Raw genomic sequence first — 16,779 nt, forward strand, 5'->3', positions numbered from 1 at the left:
CACGGAAGCAGGTTTGGCGATACTCCGCCCCCAATATAGGTTGCCATCGATTTGTCATGTTAACGTGACGAACGGAAGCGTGTTCAGGGAGACCAGGGATGTCGGATACCAAGAAGCCCACCGTCGATGAATGGAAGGCGCTGGCCCAGAAGGAACTGGGGCAGACTCCGCTGGCCAATCTGGACTGGGAAACCCCCGAAGGCATCACGGTAAAGCCGCTCTACACCTCGGAGGATCTCGAGGCGATGGCGGAAGACGAAAACCTGCCCGGGTTCTTCCCGTTCACCCGCGGCGTGCGCGCCACCATGTATTCCAACCGTCCGTGGACCGTGCGCCAGTACGCGGGCTTCTCGACCGCCGAGGAGTCCAACGCCTTCTACCGCCGTAATCTGGCCGCCGGCCAGATGGGCTTGTCGGTCGCGTTCGATCTGGCGACCCACCGCGGCTATGACAGCGATCATCCGCGCGTCGTCGGCGATGTCGGCAAGGCCGGCGTGGCCATCGACAGCGTCGAGGACATGAAAATTCTCTTCGACCAGATCCCGCTCGACAAGATGTCGGTCTCGATGACCATGAATGGCGCCGTGATCCCGACGCTCGCTTTCTACATCGTCGCCGCCGAGGAGCAGGGCGTATCGGCCGACAAGCTGGCCGGGACCATCCAGAACGACATCCTCAAGGAGTTCATGGTCCGCAACACCTACATCTATCCGCCGACGCCCTCCATGCGGATCATCGCCGACATCATCGAGTACACGGCCAAGAACATGCCGAAGTTCAACTCGATCTCGATCTCCGGCTACCACATGCAGGAAGCCGGCGCGACCCAGCTCCAGGAACTGGCCTTCACCCTGGCCGACGGCATGGAATATGTCCGCGCCGCCCAGGCCAAGGGCATGGACGTCGATGCCTTCGCCGGCCGCCTGTCGTTCTTCTTCTGCATCGGCATGAACTTCTTCATGGAAGTCGCCAAGCTGCGCGCGGCGCGCATGCTGTGGGCGCGGATCATGAAGGATTTCGGCGCCAAGAAGCCGGGTTCGCTGATGCTGCGCACCCATTGCCAGACCTCGGGCGTGTCGCTGACCGAGAAGGACGCCTACAACAACATCATCCGCACCACGGTCGAGGCCATGGCCGCGGCCTTCGGCGGCACCCAGTCGTTGCACACCAACGCGTTTGACGAAGCCGTCGCGCTGCCGACCGACTTCTCGGCCCGTCTGGCGCGCAACACCCAGCTGATCCTGCAGGAAGAGACCGGCATCACCCATGTCATCGACCCGCTGGGTGGCAGCTACTATGTGGAAAGCCTGACCAAGTCGCTGGCGGATGCCGCGTGGGAGCTGATCCAGGAAGTGGAAGCCCTGGGCGGCATGACCAAGGCCGTCGACAGCGGCATGCCCAAGCTGAAGATCGAGGAAGCCGCCGCCCGCAAGCAGGCGCGCATCGATCGCGGCGAGGAAGTCGTTGTCGGCGTCAACAAGTACAAGCCGTCCAGCGAGCAGCCTTTCGAGGTGATGGACATCGACAACACCAAGGTGCGTGAGTCCCAGGTGATTCGCCTGAAGCACGTGCGCGAGACCCGCGACGAAGCCGCCTGTCAGGCGGCGCTGGCCGCCCTGACCGAGGGCGCGGCGGGCGATGCCAACCTGCTCGAGCTGGCGGTCAACGCGGCACGGGCCCGCGCCACGCTGGGCGAGATCTCGGATGCCATGGAAAAGGTGTTCGGCCGTCACCGCGCCGAAATCCGCTCCATCTCCGGCGTCTATGGCGCGGCGTACGAGGGCGACGAAGGCTTCGCCAATATCCAGAAGGATATCGAGACGTTCGCCGCCGCCGAAGGCCGCCGGCCGCGCATGCTCGTCGTCAAGATGGGCCAGGATGGTCACGACCGCGGCGCCAAGGTCATCGCGACCGCCTTCGCCGATATCGGCTTCGACGTCGATGTGGGCCCGCTGTTCCAGACCCCCGAGGAAGCCGCCCGCCAGGCCGTCGAAGCCGACGTGCATGTGATCGGCGTGTCCTCGCAGGCCGCCGGCCACAAGACCCTCGTGCCGGCGCTGATCGGGGAACTGAAGAAGCAGGGCGCGGGCGATATCCTGGTTGTTTGCGGCGGCGTCATTCCGCCGCAGGATTACGATGCGCTGTATGACGCCGGCGTTGCCGCCGTCTATGGCCCGGGCACCAATATTCCCAACGCCGCCGCCGAAATCCTCGGCCTGCTCGACAAGAAGCGAGCGGCCGCGTAAGCGCCGTCTTTCGCAGAAGAAAGCAAAGCCCCGCGCGGCTATGCCGCGCGGGGCTTTTGCGTTCGGGCGGGCCCTACTCGACCGACAGGCCGGTCTGCTGCTCCCACATCCGGTACCATACCGACAGCTGTGCCTTCCGGAAATCCTGCGCCGCCGCCGTGTCATCGTCGATGACCAGGGTCTGGGGATCGGCGCCTTCATACCGGGGCCACGCCGGCAACGCCTCGCCGTTGGGATCGCCCGTCTTGGCGAAATTGGTCCAGTAGGTCTGTATCATGGCGGCGGTGCGCCGGTCCTTGTCGCTTGGGTGGGCAAGGTATGTGCCGTCCGATGCTTTGCCTTCCGGCCTGTAGTCCACGCCGAAGACGTACATCTGGTCGCCGCCATGGGGCACGCCAGTGAGTGTGCCGCGCCACTCGTCGCCCAGATAGTCGAGCCGATAGACATAGACGGGTGCGCCCGTCCGAGCAGCCATGCTGGCGAGCCCGTGCGAGCCCGCGGTGAAGATGAAGTCCGTGCCGACTTGCGACACCAGGTCGTCCTCGCGCAACGGGCCATCCGGTTCGTAGGCGGGCCGCACCGTGTCCAGCTGGATGCCGAATTTTTCCTTCAGTGTTTCGCCGGTGAAGCCCATCAGGCCGAAGACGCTGAACTCGTCGCTGGTCGAGCCGGACAGATATGGCACCCGCGCGATGTCGCCTTTCGCGAAGGACTCGGCGATGGGGGCCGTCAGCAATGTGCCGTCGACCACTGGGCCATAGGCGGGCGGCCCCTGTTCGTTGCCAAGGATCTGTTCGGCCGTGAGCGAGCGCAGTTTCGCCAGTGCCGTGGGATCATCGCCGGGTGCGCCTGCACGCGCCGCCACCTCCAGACCCACCTTATGGGCATCGGCGAGCGCGGTGCTCGAGTTGAAAAGGCCGCCGCCCGATTGCACGATCGCCTTGGCGAACAGGCCGCGCGCCTTGGGCGAGGCGACCAGCGCATTGACGCTGGTACCACCGGCCGAAACGCCGAAGATCGTGACATTCTCCGGGTCGCCGCCGAAATGGCCGATGTTGCGCTTCACCCATTCCAACGCCGCGATCTGATCCATCAGCCAGTAATTGGCGGTGGGCTCGTCCGGATGCTCCCTAGCGGACGCGGGATGCGCGAAAAACCCCAGCCGGCCCAGTCGGTAGTTCATCGACACGAGGACGATGCCGCGCCTGGACAGTCCGGTGATGCCTTGATCGAGCGGCTTGCGTGACGATCCCAGGAAATACGCGCCGCCATGGATCTGAACCATGACGGGCAATTTCTTGCCGGCCGACTCCGGCGGCGACCAGACATTGATGCTCAGGCAATCCTCGTCCATGCGAGGACCGTCCGGCGCAGCGCCAAGCATCACCGGCTGAGGGCAGACGGCGCCGAAATCGCTGGCATCGAGAACGCCGCTCCATGGCTTGACGGCTTGCGGTGGGCGCCAGCGGAGGTTGCCGATGGGCGGAGCGGCATAGGGTATGCCGAGATAGGCCTCATAGCCGTTGATGACGGTACCGGCGATCCGCCCCTCGGCAAGCACGATTTCCGGGGCGGCATGTGCCGAAGCGCCATAGCCGATGACTGCGGTGATCATCAGCCCGAATAGCGTCGGTCTGGCCATCTGTACCTCCCCATGATCGAGAGGACCGGCGTATCCGACCCGTCTCTCCGATCACGAAGAGTAGTGGCTAAAACCCCGTTAAGGGAAGTCGCGAGGCGCTCAGGCCGTGACCAGGCTCGCTTCCGCCTGGCGGTCCAGATGAGCGACCAGATCGGGCGGGAGTTTCAGCCGATGACCGAGCGCCTCCAGATAGGCCTTCTCGGCCGGATGATCTGGATCGATGGCAAGGCGCGACACCAGGTAGATCTCCGTGGCCTGCTCCTGCGTCCTGGCCGCCCCTGCGATGGCGGACAGATCGGCGGGCCGGGCGAGGGCATCGAACACGAACGCCTTGGCTTCCGCGTCGAGCCCGAGACGATCGACCTGCTCGAAAAGCTGCTTCTGTTCATCGGCATCCACATGGCCGTCCGCCTTCGCCGCGCCGATCATGGCGCTGACGAGCGCGAGCTCGAAGGGCTGACCGTTGGCGGCGGGCGTCGCCGATGGCAGGAAGCGCTCATCCGTATGGCGAATATCCGCCGGCGTCGGCACAGGCGCATTGGCCGCGGCCTTGCCCTGCTGCCAGTTCTGATAGGCCTTGAACGCCAGGGCGCCCAGAGCGGCCGCACCGCCATAGCCCGCGACGCCGCCGGCCATCTTGCGAACCTTCTTGTTGCCCAGCAGCAAGGCCAGAAGGCCCCCTGCGGCCGCGCCGCCAGCGAAACCGCCCATCCCACCCATGCCGCCCATTTTCTCTTTGGCGAAGCCCCCGGCCTGACCTAGGGCAGCCTTGGCGTCGGCGCCGAGGAATTGATTGAGCAGCCTGGTCGGGTCCATGTGGTGTCCTTGGGTTGCCGGTAATTTGGGTCAGGACACAATTGGGGATGAAATCCCCGCAGTTCAACCAGCGTACTAACAGATTTTGACCATGCGCTTGCCGCGGTTTTCGCCGTTCAGCAGCCCGATCAACGCTTCGGGGAGTGCCTCGAAACCGCTGATGACGTCCTCGATCACCTTCAACCGGCCATCGGCCACCCACGCGCGCAACTGCTCGAGCGCCTCGTCGCGCTGCTCGAAGAAGTCCGAGACGATGAAGCCGCGCACCGTCAGGCGCTTGACCACGAACAGGCCGGGCACGCCGCGCGGGCCGTGGGCAGGCGGCGTGCCATCATAGGCGGATACGGCGCCGCAGCAGGCGATGCGGCCCAGCAGGTTCATTTGAAACAGCACGGTTTCGAACACGTCGCCGCCGACATTGTCGAAATAGACGTCGATACCGCCGGGGCAGGCGGCTTTCAGGGTCTTGTAGAGCGGGCCGGACTTGTAGTTGACCGCCTCGTCGAAGCCGAGCTCGTCGGTCAGCCAGCGGCACTTGTCGTCCGAGCCCGCGATCCCGACCACGCGGCAGCCCAGGACCTTGGCGATCTGGCCCACCACATTACCGACCGCGCCGGCCGCGGCCGAGACGACGACGGTCTCGCCTGCCTTTGGCCGGCCGACCTCGATCAGGCCGAAATAGGCGGTCAGACCGGTGATCCCGTAGATGCTGAGCAGATGGGAAAGCGGATCTGTTGGCGTCACCTTTCTCAATACTTTACCAGGCCTTGCGGCATAATCCTGCCACCCGCAATCACCTGACACCAGGTCACCCGGTGCGAAATCCCCATGACGTGACTGCACTACTTCACCCAGGACGCCGCCTGCCATCACCGTGCCGGCCTCAATGGCGTCCCTATAGGTCGCGCCCTGCATCCAGGCGCGGTTGGCGGCGTCCAGCGACACGTAGCGCGCCTTGACGAGGACCTCGCCATCGCCCGGCATCGGGATAGCGCCGCGCTCCAGTCGAAAACAGTCCTGCGTCAGCGGACCCGACGGGATGCGGGCGAGCATGAACTGGCGGTTGATGTCGCTCATGGCATGCTCCTTCAGGCGGTCGGCAGCGTGTAGTCGCGGAAGCGGTCCCGTAGCGCCGTTTTCTGGACCTTGCCGGTCGCCGTATGGGGCAGTTCGTCGACGAACACCACATCGTCGGGCAGCCACCATTTCGCCACGTGGGCGCTGAGATACTCGATCAGCTCGTGCTTGTCCGGCGGCGCGCCCTTGGGCACGACGACGAGCAGGGGACGCTCGTCCCACTTCGGGTGCGCGGCGCCGATCACCGCGGCTTCGGCGACGCCGGGATGGCCCATCGCCGCGTTCTCCAGTTCGATGGAGCTGATCCATTCGCCGCCGGACTTGATGACGTCCTTGGCCCTGTCCGTGATCTGCATGAATCCGTGGGGATCGATGGTCGCCACATCGCCGGTGTCGAACCAGCCATCGGCATCGATGGGGCTGTCCTGCCGCCTGAAGTATCCCGAGGTCACCCACGGACCGCGCACCTGAAGCAGCCCGAAAGTCTTGCCGTCACGGGGCAGTACCCGACCTTCATCGTCGACGATCCGCATCTGCACGCCATACGCGCCGCGACCCTGCTTGACCAGAACGTCAAGCTTGCGCTCCTCCGGCCAGTCGAGCATGTCCCGCTTCAAGGTGGCGAAGGTGCCCATCGGGCTCATCTCCGTCATGCCCCAGCCCTGGCGGACCTGCACGCCCAGCTTGTGGAAGCGGGCGATCATGCTGCGGGGCGGCGCGGTGCCGCCGATGCAGACCCGGTTCAGCTGGCCGACGCCCTTTCCCGAGCTCTCGATCTGGTTGAGAAGATCGAGCCAGATAGTTGGTACTGCTGCGGAATGGGTCACGCCTTCCTTCAACATCAACTCGTGAATGCGCGCGCCGCTGACATCGCGGCCCGGCAACACCAGCTTGGCGCCCACGGCCGCGGCGCAATAGGGGATACCCCAGGAATTGGCATGGAACATGGGTGCGACGGGCAGGATGCAGTCATGGGCGCTGAAGGCATGCACGTCAGGCAGCGACGCGGCGTAAGTATGCAGAATCGTTGAACGATGCGCATAAAGCACACCCTTGGGATCACCCGTCGTCCCCGAGGTATAGCAAAGGGAGGATGCCGTGTTCTCATCGAACAGCGGCCACTCGAACGCATCGTTCTGACCAGCGAGAAGGTCTTCATAGCACAGCGCGTTCGACAGGGTCGTGGCCGGCATGTGCGCGGCGTCGGTCATGATGACCACCGCCTCGACCGAGGGCAGGTCGTCGATCAGCCGCTCCACCAGTTCGACGAAGGTCAGGTCGATGAACAGGAACCGATCTTCGGCATGATTGACGATATAGCTGATCTGCTCCTCGAAGAGACGTGGATTGATCGTGTGGCACACCGCCGCGATACCCGGAATGGCATAGAACAGCTCGAAATGGCGCCAGGTGTTCCAGGCCAGCGTGCCGATGCGGTCCCCTGGTTCAACCCCCAGTGATAACAATAGCTTGGCGAGCATTCTTGTGCGTTTGGCACAATCCGCGTAGGTATAGCGGTGCTCGCCGCTCTCGACCGGGCACGAGACGATTTCGGTCTCGCCATGGTTCAGTTCCGCGTGTTCCAGCAGCGACGAAATCAGCAGCGGCCGTTGCTGCATCAGCCCCATCATCACCGCTTACTCCGCCGCCGATGAAAGGGCGCCATCGTCCTCGTGCAGTCTTGCCGCGTGGAGCGCCAGGCCCTTGGCCCGCTTCATGTCATAGTGGTTGCGCGTGACGATGCGCTGGGCATACAGGCCGCCGCCCGCCTGGATGGTCGAGACAGCCTTGTAGCCGCCGTAGGTATCCGCGGTCAGATCGCGAATGGCATGGAACAGACGGGCACGATAGCGACCATCAACCGATTGCTTGGTGCCCAGATATTTGCGCAACAGATTCCCGGTATCCGGATTGTCCAGGTCGCTCATGGATGGCACCGTGAGGATGGAGCCGCCGCCGATATCGTGCAGGTGGCGCACCATCAGGCTGTAATTGGCCGCGCCATGGTACTTGCCCGCATTGGTGAACAGCTCGTTGGGGAAGGCGGCGCCCTCCGAGGTGACTTCGCTGTGCGCGATGGCCGCCTCGAGGCAGGCGCGGATCAGCGTGGCGTTGATGATCATCTCGGAGATCTTCTCCTTGATGTGGCCGACCTTTTCGAGGCCGTTCGCTTCGGCGATCAGCTGGGCGAACCCCACCAGCATGTCGGCGCCGTTCGCCAGGGACGCCAGGCCGCCAAGCCGTTCCCACAGACCGAGAGAATGGGCGAAGACAGCGGCATAAGCCGTTTCACCATCGAGGAAAATCCTATCGTTCGGAACGAAGACGTTGTCGAAGATAACGAACCCTTCGGGCACGATATGGTTGCTGGAGATCGGGTAGTCGCGGGCATCGCGGTTGCGCGGCGCGGGAGAGGTGTTGACGATCTTGACCCCCGGCGCGTTCGCCGGGACCGCGCAGGCGATGGCGTAATCTTCCTCGCCCTCATGCATGGCCTTGGTCGGGATGACCATCAGTTCGTGGCTTGTCGAGGCACACGAGATGTGCAGCTTGGCGCCCCGGATCACCACGCCATCGGATCGCCGCTCGACCACGTGGAGATAGGCGTCCGGATCATCCTGCTGGCCCGGCTTGCGCGCGCGGTCGCCCTTGGCGTCGGTAATGCACTCGGTGATGCGCAGGTCGTTGTCCTGCACATGCCTGACGAACCGGTTGATGGCATCGACCGCTTGCGGCCGGGCTTCCTTCACTCGGTCGGCGGCGGTCAGCAAGGTCATGATCGAGGCATAGGTCACATGGGTCAGCAGATCGACCTCATGGTGCAGCTCGACCTTCCTGCGCAGCTCGTCCACCGATCCCGGCACGGTCATGTAGTCGCTGACCGCGCCCGGTCCGGGTTTGTAGAAGCGGTCGTAGTCGGCCGCCACGTCGTCGATGGATTTGGCGAAGATGGGATGAGCCATCAGATCGTCGATCCGGCGCCCCTCGAAATAGGTCGCGCGGCCATCGTTCAGCGACGCCTTGTACTGCTCGCCCGTCATCATGGTTCTGGTCTCCGAATTCCCCGTTTTTCGGGTGAAACGGTGGCAGGACTCCGCGCCCCTGTCCAGCGATGCCGCCAGCGCGGGTATCCTTGCCGCCATCCATCCCGATTAGACTGAGGCGAATGGTGACGGGGTGTGGTAAATCGATGTGTATATACCGCGTGGACGCATTCATGAACGACCTTGAACTTGCCTGGCGGATGGAGCGCGCCTGCCGCAACGCGTGGCCGGCGCCCCGCTCCCTCTGGCTCGACGGCTGGGTGCTGAACCTTGCCGGCAGCCTGGGACGGCGGATCAACTCGGTGAACGCTCTCGGGCCTGCGCCCGGTCCTGTCGCGGCCTTGGTGCCGGTCGCGGAGCGCTTTTATGCGTCGCACGGACAGCCGGCGATCTTTCGCGTCACCGACCTGATCGGGCAGGGGCTGGACCAGCGGCTGGACGATGCCGGCTACACGACCGAGGGCAGGACGCTGACCCTTCACGCCGCGATCGCCGCCCGCACTATGGATGCCGCGGTGACGATAACCCCCGAGCCGGACGCAGCCTGGCTGATGGCGATGTCGCGGCTGCAGGACCAGTCACCCGATACGGCGTTGGCCTATCACCGCATTGTCCGGTCCATCGCGGCCCCCTCTGGCTTCGCGGCGTTCAGGGAGGACGGCCAGTATTGTGCTCTCGCCTATGGCACGGTCAGTGAAGGGCTGCTCTGTCTGGAATCCGTGGTCACGGATGCGGCATGGCGTCGCCGCGGCGCGGCCGCGCGCCTGATCCGGTCACTGATGGGCTGGGGCGCCTCGCAGGGGGCGGCGGCGGTCTGTCTCCAGGTCATGGCCGACAATGTCGCCGGGCAGGCGCTCTATCGCAGCCTCGGGATGGGCGAACCGGTGTATCGCTACCATTACCGGAGACAGCCTGGGGAGCGTTAGTATGACCGGGTTGCGTATTGGTTGCAGCGCAACAGCCTGAAATCTACTATATACACGCTCGAAGCGGTCCAGAGCCCTGCCATGCAGGACGGACCTTGGCGGAAACGTCCCCGGGAGAAAGCGGACGCAATGAAGATTCTTTTGGCGCAGCCCCGCGGCTTCTGTGCGGGTGTCGAGCGGGCCATCGACATCGTCGAGCGGGCGCTTGTCAAATATGGCCGCCCTGTCTACGTGCGGCACGAGATCGTGCATAACAAGCGGGTGGTCGAAGACCTGCGCGCCAAGGGCGCCGTCTTCGTGGATGAACTGGACGAGGTGCCGGCCGGCTCCATTACGATCTTCTCCGCCCATGGCGTCGCCAAGGTCGTCGAGAAGGATGCCGGCGAGCGCGGCCTCGAGGTGATCGACGCGACCTGTCCGCTCGTCGCCAAGGTCCACATGGAAGGTCAGCGCTATGCCCGCAATGGGCACGAGATCATCCTGATCGGCCATGAGGGCCATGCCGAGGTGATCGGCACGCTGGGGCAGATCGATGGTCCGACCCATCTTGTCGGCTCTGTCGAGGACGTGGCGCGTCTCACGGTCGCTGATCCGGAACAACTCGCCTATGTCACCCAGACCACGCTGTCTGTCGATGACACCCGTGACATCATCGCGGCGCTCAACCAGCGCTTTCCTGCGATCAAGGGCCCCGATGTCCGGGATATCTGTTATGCGACACAGAATCGCCAGGAAGCCGTGCGGCATCTGGTCGAGCGTTCCGATGTGCTGCTTGTCATTGGCGCCCAGAACAGCTCGAACTCGAACCGGCTGCGTGAGATCGGTGCGGAAATGAACATTCCGTCCTATCTGATCGACGACGCGACGTGTCTCGATCCGGCGTGGCTGGACGGCAAGAAGCTCGTCGGCGTGACCGCCGGGGCGTCGGCGCCCGAGGCGCTCGTGGATGAACTGATCGCGCGGTTGAAGGAATTGGGGGCGGAAGGCGTCGAGATGCTCGATGGCCTTATCGAGAACGTGCAGTTCAAGCTGCCGTCTCAAGTACGTAATGTCGAACGGCCGGCGGCGTAAGGCCGGACGCATCGCAACAGGTTCTTCTGAAAGGATAAATCCTTGGCTGTCCCTCTGATCCAGCAAGTGCGCGTCGCCAGCTACATCATGAAGCAGAAGCTGAAGGGCAATAAGCGCTATCCGCTGGTGCTGATGCTCGAGCCCTTGTTCCGCTGCAATCTCGCCTGCTCGGGCTGCGGCAAGATCGACTATCCGGATGCGATTCTGAACCGGCGGCTGTCGGTCGAGGAATGTCTCGAGGCGGTCGACGAGTGCGGAGCGCCGATGGTATCGATCCCGGGCGGTGAGCCGCTGCTGCACAAGGAGATCGACAAGATCGTCGAGGGCATCATCGCCCGCAAGAAGTTCGTCTATCTGTGCACCAACGCGTTGCTGCTCAAGAAGAAGATGGACCTGTTCAAGCCATCTCCCTACCTGACTTTCTCGGTTCATCTGGACGGCCTCAAGGAAGAGCACGACAAGTCCGTGTCGCAGGAAGGTGTCTTCGACCGGGCCGTCGAAGCGATCCAGCAGGCGGTGCAGCGCGGTTTCCGCGTCACCGTCAACTGCACCCTGTTCAACAATGCCGAACCGGAGCGCGTTGCCGACTTCTTCGATTACGTGAAGACGCTGGGCGTCGAAGGCGTCACCGTATCGCCGGGCTATGCCTATGAGCGTGCGCCCATGCAGGACCACTTCCTGTCGCGCCGCGATACCAAGGAACTCTTCCGCAACGTCTTCCGTCTCGGCGACAAGCGTGGCAGCAACTGGGTGTTCAACCAGTCGACCCTGTATCTGGATTTCCTCGCGGGCAACCAGACCTATGAATGCACGCCCTGGGGCAGCCCCGCGCGCAACGTCTTCGGTTGGCAGAAGCCGTGCTATCTGTTGGGCGAGGGCTATACCTCGACCTTCAAGGAGTTGATGGAAACCACCGACTGGGACAGCTACGGCACGGGCAAATATGAAAAGTGCGCCAACTGCATGGTTCACTGCGGCTATGAGCCGACCGCCGTCACCGACACGGTGTCAAACCCGCTGAAGGCGCTGAAGGTGTTCATGAAGGGCGTCTCGACCGATGCCCCGATGGCGCCGGATATCCCGCTGCAGAACCAGCGGCCCGCGACCTACGTGTTCGAGAAGCAGGTCACCACCTTCATGACCGACCTACATGAAGAAAAGGCGCGGGACGCCGAGACGAGCAAGGTCGCTTAGGGTCCGCTTCGCCGCCGCGGTGTTCAGGCCGAGGCGGATCATGTCGCCGATTTCCCAAGGATGAAGACCCAGCACCGTGAGCGCCCTGACAGCGCTCACGGTGCCGTCATTGTTCATGGCCTCGATGGCCGACACGGGCACCATGCGATTGTGCGCGTCGGCGACCGCGCGCAGGGCAAGGAACCGCGCCCCGCGATCTCTCGCGATCTCGGCCACGCCGAAGCTTTCCATGTCGACGCCTAGGGCGCGGGTCTGGATGTGCAGGAACCGCTTGTCGGACGGCGTCGCCGCCGGTGGGTCGCTATGGGCGAGATTGCCGTGCCGGGATGGAAATTTCTGACCGGCGATGCCCTCGCGCAGACGGCCCATCCAGGCGGCGTCGACATCGATGGCATCGCTCCAGTGAATCACCTGGTCGGCCAGCAGCAGGGTGCCGGGCCTGGCTTCTTCGAGCAGGCTGCCGGCGATGCCGAAGCTCAGCAAGGCGTCGGCGCCATCGTCCATCAAGGCTTCGGCCGCACGGCGCGCGGGACGGTAGCCAGGACCCGCGCAGATGACCTTGATGTCGGCGCCGGCGGATTTTGCCAGCTCGGCCGCGAGGATATCCGCTTCGAACTGCATGCCGGTGACGATACCAAGACGGGTCATGACCCGGTTCCTCCGATTGTGCGGGATGCTAACTCCGCGGCCCGGTTACCCGAGCGGATGGCGCCTTCGATGGTGGCGGGCAGGCCGGTGTCGGTCCAGTCGCCCGCGAGAAAAAGGTTGCCGATGACCGTCGCCGCGTCGGGCCGCTGAATGACAGCCTCCGGCGTCTGGGCGAAAGTCGCACGGCGCTCCTTGACGACGCGGTAAGGCGGCATCTCGTCGGTGATCGCGAGAGCGGCGCGCACATCGCGCCAGCATCGCCCGGCGATATCCTCTGAATCCATCTGCGCTTCGCGCCGCGCGGCGCTGATGGTGATCGAGACGACATCGCCCCGGACGAATATCCATTGGGCGAAGCCGCCGACGATGCCGATGATCTCGGTGGCATCCGTCCCACGCGGCGGGCGCGGCAGCCGGAAATGGACGTTCACGATGGGATCGCCGGCAGGCGGCGTGGTGAGACCGGGCAGCAACGCTGCCGCGTCCCAAGGCGGCACGGCGAGAATGACCATGTCGCCCTGCGCGATCTCGATCCGCTCGTCGCCCGCGATCAAGCCCGAGACGCGGCCTTGCGTACGTTCGAGCGACTGGATACGACTCCCGAAACGCACATCCACGCCGCGCGCGGCCAGAGTGTCCAGAGCGGGATCGATGAAGCTGTCGGCGAGGCTGTGACGGGCGATCAGGGGACGGCATGACGCCGAGCCTTTCGCGAAGGTCTCCAGCAGTACCGGCTTCATCAGGACGGCGGCCGCTTCATCGGCCGGGGCATTGATCGCGGCGATAATCAACGGCTCCCAGAGGCCTCGGTACAGCGGCCCTTCGGCCGGCAGCACATCGGCGACTGTCTGGCCTTCCTGGGCCAGCAGGAGCTTGATCGCGGGCAGATAGGAGAAGGCATTGGCGCCGGGCACGCCGCGCCTAGGTATCAGAACCCACCAGGGAATCGGCCCCGAATTGGGGCGCACCGTCCAGCGCTTGCCCGTGGAGACATCCATGAAGGGGAAGGCGGCCTTCGCGGGACCGACCATGCGGTCGCGCGCCTTGACCTCGTCGAGGAATGCCATCGCCGCCTTGTTGCCACTCATCACCAGATGGTTGCCGTTATCCAGCACGCAGCCCAGTGTGTCGTCATGATAGGAACGGCAGCGTCCGCCCGCGCGGCGCGTGGCCTCCAGCAGGGTGACCTGTCGCCCTGTCCGCGACAGCGAGAGCGCCGCGCTCAGGCCGGCCAGTCCTGCGCCGATGATGTGAATGCGTGCCATGAGCTCAGAAGATACCGTAACGCACCGCGATCCAAAGCTTTTCCAGTTTGGAAACGCCCTTGGGCATGCTGTGAGGCAGGTATGACCAGTCTTCCGCGATTAGACGGTCGAATGTCTTGCGATAGACCATCATCATGATGATCGCGGGGCGCATGGCCCGCCGCGAACACCGGGCGATGGCGGCTTCCGCCAGCCGGAACTCCTCTTCCGCGCGCACGGCGAGATCGCGGCAAGTCTTTCGCAGGCGCGGGTCGTTTAGCACCAGGGCGGGATCGGAAGACTCGATCCCTGCGCCGGTCAGCAGTTCGCGGGGCAGATAAAGCCGTCCCATGGCGGCATCCTCTTCCACATCGCGCAGGATATTGGTCAGCTGCAGAGCAAGACCGAGGTGATCGGCTGTTTCCTGTCCGGCCGTGCCGGGTTCGCCGAAGATGCGGATGCACAATCGACCGACGGCGCAGGCGACGCGGTCGCAATACAGGATCAGCTCGTCCATGGAGGGCGCCCGGATCGGGCCGATGCCATCCATTTCCATGCCGTAGATCAGCGCGACGAAATCTTTCTTTTCAAGCCCATAGGCATCCAGCGCGGGCAGCAGCACGCGGGTAATGGGATGACTGGGCTCACCGCGATACAGGGCGTCGATCTCGGCGCGCCAGCGTTCCAGGCCGATCCGCTTCTCGGCATCGGACGCGTCGCCATCGGCGATGTCATCCACTTCGCGCGCGAAGGCGTAGACCGCGAAGATGGCATCACGCTTCTCGGTCGGCAGGACCCGCATGGCCCAATAGAAGGACGAGCCGGCGGACATCACGGTTTCGCGAACCCGCGCCAGATCGGTGGGGCTGGGCGGGACAGGCGATAGGGAAGGCTGTGCCAGCGACACGGCGAGTCCTCTGAGAGAAGTCAGTTCGCGCCGACCTCGCGCAGCAATTGCGGTTGTCCGAGCGCGCCCAGCACTGTCGTGACCACGTCGCCCGGCGTCAAGCGGGCTTCGGCATATTGTTGCTCTGGGCTGCCATGGCCGATGAAGAAATCGGGCAGGCACATGGTGCGGACCTTCACGCCCGTGTCCAGCAAGCCCTCGCGTGCCATGTGCTGCAGCACATGGGCGCCAAAGCCCCCTGCGGCGCCTTCCTCGACGATCACCAGCACTTCATGGTTGAGCGCGAGGCGCCGGATCAGATCATGATCCAGCGGTTTGGCGAACCGGGCATCGGCGACGGTCGCGGGCAAGCCATAGTGGGCCAGTTCGTCGGCCGCCTTGAGGCAATCGTGCAATCGGGTCCCCAGCGACAGCAGGGCGATGCGGTTGCCTTCTCGCACGATACGCCCCTTGCCGATGGGCAGTTCCTGGCCGCGCGCGGGCAGGGCGACCCCACAGCCTTCGCCGCGCGGATAGCGCATCGCCGAGGGACGGTCGTCGATGGCGAGCGATGTCACCAGCATGTGCTTCAGCTCGGCCTCGTCGGCGGGCGCCATCACGACGAAGTCGGGCAGGCAGCACAGATAGGCGAGATCGAAACTGCCGGCGTGTGTCGCGCCATCGGCGCCGACGAGGCCGGCGCGGTCCATGGCGAAGCGGACGGGCAGGCGCTGGATGGCGACATCATGGACCACCTGATCATACGCGCGCTGCAGGAAGGTTGAATAGATCGCGACGATGGGCTTCATGCCTTCCGTCGCCAGACCAGCGGCGAACGTCACCGCATGCTGTTCGGCGATGCCCACATCATGGGTGCGTTCGGGGAAGCGGCGGCCGAAGATGTCAAGGCCCGTGCCGGAGGGCATCGCGGCAGTGATCGCGACAATGCTCGGATCGTGCTCGGCTTCCTCGATCAGGCCCTGGGCGAAGACAGCCGTATAGCTCGGTGCCTTTGGGGCGGACTTCACCTGCTCGCCCGTCTCCAGGTTGAACTTGTTGACCGCGTGATATTTCTCGGCGTTCGGCGCCTTGAACGGATGGCCCTTGCCCTTCTCCGTCAGCACATGCAGCAGCACGGGGCCGGTTGCTTCGCTGTCGCGGATCCGGTCGAGGACGGTGACCAGATGGTCGATGTTGTGGCCATCGACCGGCCCGACATACTCGAAGCCGAGGTCCTCGAACAGGGTGCCGCGATGGTCGGGACCGGCGGCGTGCGCTTTGGCGCGTTCTTCCGCGTCGGCGAATGGCAGCGGATCGGCAGCACGGACGCGGGACCGGATGTCCGCCAGCGACAGTAGCGGGTTCTCCTCGACGATCCTTAGCAGATAGTGGCTCAACGCGCCCACGGCCGGCGCGATGGACATGGCATTGTCGTTCAGGATGACCAGAAGGCGCGAATTCAGCGCGCCCGCGTTGTTCATGGCCTCGTAGGCCATGCCGGCGCTGATCGCGCCATCACCGATCACGGCGACGACATGATTGTCCGCCTGCTTCATGTCGCGGGCGACGGCCATGCCCAGCCCGGCGGAAATCGAGGTGGAGCTGTGCGCGGCGCCGAACGGATCGAAGTCGCTCTCGCTGCGCTTCGTAAAGCCGTAGAGCCCGCCCTTCTGGCGAATTGAACGGATCCGGTCGCGGCGGCCGGTCAGCACTTTGTGCGGATACGCCTGGTGGCTGACATCCCAGATGATGCGATCATCCGGGGTATTGAAGATGTAGTGCAAGGCGACGGTGAGTTCGACGACGCCGAGGCCCGCGCCGAAATGTCCGCCGGTCTGGGACGCGGCATCAATGATTTCCCCCCGCAATTCGTCTGCGAGCTGTCGCAACTGGCTGGGATCCAGTGCCCTCAGGAGGTCAGGGGTTGCGATGGTGTCGAGTAGCGGAGTCTTTAACGCCATAGGTCCCGGTCGTTCTTGATCATG

12 protein-coding genes and 1 pseudogene are annotated in these 16,779 nt (G+C 64.3%); 4 read left to right on the forward strand and 9 right to left on the reverse strand.

From position 1 onward, the window contains the following. Nucleotides 1-98 precede the first annotated feature (98 nt). Entirely contained in the window at nucleotides 99-2,246 is a 2,148-nt protein-coding gene (scpA, locus tag WJU17_RS01225) for a methylmalonyl-CoA mutase (protein ID WP_346325528.1), read from the forward strand. Nucleotides 2,247-2,319: 73 nt separating this feature from the next. On the opposite strand, the gene WJU17_RS01230 is transcribed toward scpA, so the two are convergent. From WJU17_RS01230 to WJU17_RS01250, 5 genes are all read right to left on the reverse strand, one after another. Further along, entirely contained in the window at nucleotides 2,320-3,888 is a 1,569-nt protein-coding gene (locus WJU17_RS01230; protein WP_346325529.1) for a carboxylesterase family protein, read from the reverse strand. A gap of 99 nt (nucleotides 3,889-3,987) precedes the next feature. Further along, the gene (locus WJU17_RS01235) at nucleotides 3,988-4,704 is read right to left on the reverse strand and encodes a tellurite resistance TerB family protein (protein WP_346325530.1); all 717 of its coding nucleotides are present in this window, start codon (nucleotides 4,702-4,704) and stop codon (nucleotides 3,988-3,990) included. Nucleotides 4,705-4,779: 75 nt separating this feature from the next. Then, nucleotides 4,780-5,781 carry an NADP-dependent oxidoreductase gene (locus WJU17_RS01240; RefSeq protein ID WP_346325531.1) on the reverse strand — a complete coding sequence of 334 codons (1,002 nt, stop codon included), beginning with the start codon at nucleotides 5,779-5,781 and terminating at the stop codon, nucleotides 4,780-4,782. Between the two features lie 11 nt (nucleotides 5,782-5,792). Then, nucleotides 5,793-7,412, reverse strand: coding sequence for a long-chain-fatty-acid--CoA ligase (locus tag WJU17_RS01245; RefSeq protein ID WP_346327366.1), 1,620 nt, complete (start codon nucleotides 7,410-7,412; stop codon nucleotides 5,793-5,795). A gap of 6 nt (nucleotides 7,413-7,418) precedes the next feature. Beyond that, nucleotides 7,419-8,825: a 4-hydroxyphenylacetate 3-hydroxylase N-terminal domain-containing protein gene (locus WJU17_RS01250; protein WP_346325532.1), complete on the reverse strand. Its 1,407-nt coding sequence runs from the start codon at nucleotides 8,823-8,825 to the stop codon at nucleotides 7,419-7,421. 173 nt (nucleotides 8,826-8,998) lie between these two features. On the opposite strand from WJU17_RS01250, the gene WJU17_RS01255 reads away from it, so the two are divergent. From WJU17_RS01255 to hpnH, 3 genes and pseudogenes are all read left to right on the forward strand, one after another. Continuing rightward, on the forward strand, nucleotides 8,999-9,751 hold the full coding sequence (locus tag WJU17_RS01255; RefSeq protein WP_346325533.1) for a GNAT family N-acetyltransferase: 753 nt from the start codon (nucleotides 8,999-9,001) through the stop codon (nucleotides 9,749-9,751). A gap of 129 nt (nucleotides 9,752-9,880) precedes the next feature. Then, nucleotides 9,881-10,822 carry a 4-hydroxy-3-methylbut-2-enyl diphosphate reductase gene (ispH, locus tag WJU17_RS01260; protein WP_346325534.1) on the forward strand — a complete coding sequence of 314 codons (942 nt, stop codon included), beginning with the start codon at nucleotides 9,881-9,883 and terminating at the stop codon, nucleotides 10,820-10,822. A gap of 42 nt (nucleotides 10,823-10,864) precedes the next feature. Further along, nucleotides 10,865-11,950, forward strand: a pseudogene (hpnH, locus tag WJU17_RS01265) (adenosyl-hopene transferase HpnH); the annotation flags it as partial. A gap of 18 nt (nucleotides 11,951-11,968) precedes the next feature. Here the strand turns inward: hpnH and WJU17_RS01270 are convergent. Genes WJU17_RS01270 through dxs form a run of 4 tightly spaced genes read right to left on the reverse strand, consistent with a single transcriptional unit; the run spans nucleotide 11,969 to nucleotide 16,755 of the window. Beyond that, nucleotides 11,969-12,664: a hypothetical protein gene (locus tag WJU17_RS01270; protein WP_346325535.1), complete on the reverse strand. Its 696-nt coding sequence runs from the start codon at nucleotides 12,662-12,664 to the stop codon at nucleotides 11,969-11,971. After that, nucleotides 12,661-13,929, reverse strand: coding sequence for a hydroxysqualene dehydroxylase HpnE (gene hpnE / locus WJU17_RS01275; RefSeq protein ID WP_346325536.1), 1,269 nt, complete (start codon nucleotides 13,927-13,929; stop codon nucleotides 12,661-12,663). Before hpnE ends, WJU17_RS01270 begins: the two co-directional genes overlap by 4 nt. Nucleotides 13,930-13,933: 4 nt before the next feature. Further along, on the reverse strand, nucleotides 13,934-14,815 hold the full coding sequence (gene hpnD, locus WJU17_RS01280; protein WP_346325537.1) for a presqualene diphosphate synthase HpnD: 882 nt from the start codon (nucleotides 14,813-14,815) through the stop codon (nucleotides 13,934-13,936). A 20-nt stretch (nucleotides 14,816-14,835) separates the two neighbouring features. Then, complete coding sequence (gene dxs / locus WJU17_RS01285; RefSeq protein ID WP_346325538.1) at nucleotides 14,836-16,755, reverse strand: 1-deoxy-D-xylulose-5-phosphate synthase; 1,920 nt, start codon at nucleotides 16,753-16,755, stop codon at nucleotides 14,836-14,838. Between the last annotated feature and the right edge of the window lie 24 nt (nucleotides 16,756-16,779).

The sequence above is a fragment of the Iodidimonas sp. SYSU 1G8 genome (genome assembly GCF_039655775.1).
GTDB lineage: Bacteria > Pseudomonadota > Alphaproteobacteria > SMXS01 > SMXS01 > RI-34.

Excerpts from the sequence above, each read along its gene's own strand:
- WJU17_RS01235 (WP_346325530.1), bottom strand. The coding sequence starts at position 4,704 with ATGGACCCGACCAGGCTGCTCAATCAATTCCTCGGCGCCGACGCCAAG.
- WJU17_RS01255 (WP_346325533.1), top strand. The coding sequence starts at position 8,999 with ATGAACGACCTTGAACTTGCCTGGCGGATGGAGCGCGCCTGCCGCAAC.
- WJU17_RS01250 (WP_346325532.1), bottom strand. The coding sequence starts at position 8,825 with ATGATGACGGGCGAGCAGTACAAGGCGTCGCTGAACGATGGCCGCGCG.
- WJU17_RS01230 (WP_346325529.1), bottom strand. The coding sequence starts at position 3,888 with ATGGCCAGACCGACGCTATTCGGGCTGATGATCACCGCAGTCATCGGC.
- hpnE (WP_346325536.1), bottom strand. The coding sequence starts at position 13,929 with ATGGCACGCATTCACATCATCGGCGCAGGACTGGCCGGCCTGAGCGCG.
- ispH (WP_346325534.1), top strand. The coding sequence starts at position 9,881 with ATGAAGATTCTTTTGGCGCAGCCCCGCGGCTTCTGTGCGGGTGTCGAG.
- WJU17_RS01240 (WP_346325531.1), bottom strand. The coding sequence starts at position 5,781 with ATGAGCGACATCAACCGCCAGTTCATGCTCGCCCGCATCCCGTCGGGT.
- WJU17_RS01270 (WP_346325535.1), bottom strand. The coding sequence starts at position 12,664 with ATGACCCGTCTTGGTATCGTCACCGGCATGCAGTTCGAAGCGGATATC.
- dxs (WP_346325538.1), bottom strand. The coding sequence starts at position 16,755 with ATGGCGTTAAAGACTCCGCTACTCGACACCATCGCAACCCCTGACCTC.
- scpA (WP_346325528.1), top strand. The coding sequence starts at position 99 with ATGTCGGATACCAAGAAGCCCACCGTCGATGAATGGAAGGCGCTGGCC.
- WJU17_RS01245 (WP_346327366.1), bottom strand. The coding sequence starts at position 7,412 with ATGATGGGGCTGATGCAGCAACGGCCGCTGCTGATTTCGTCGCTGCTG.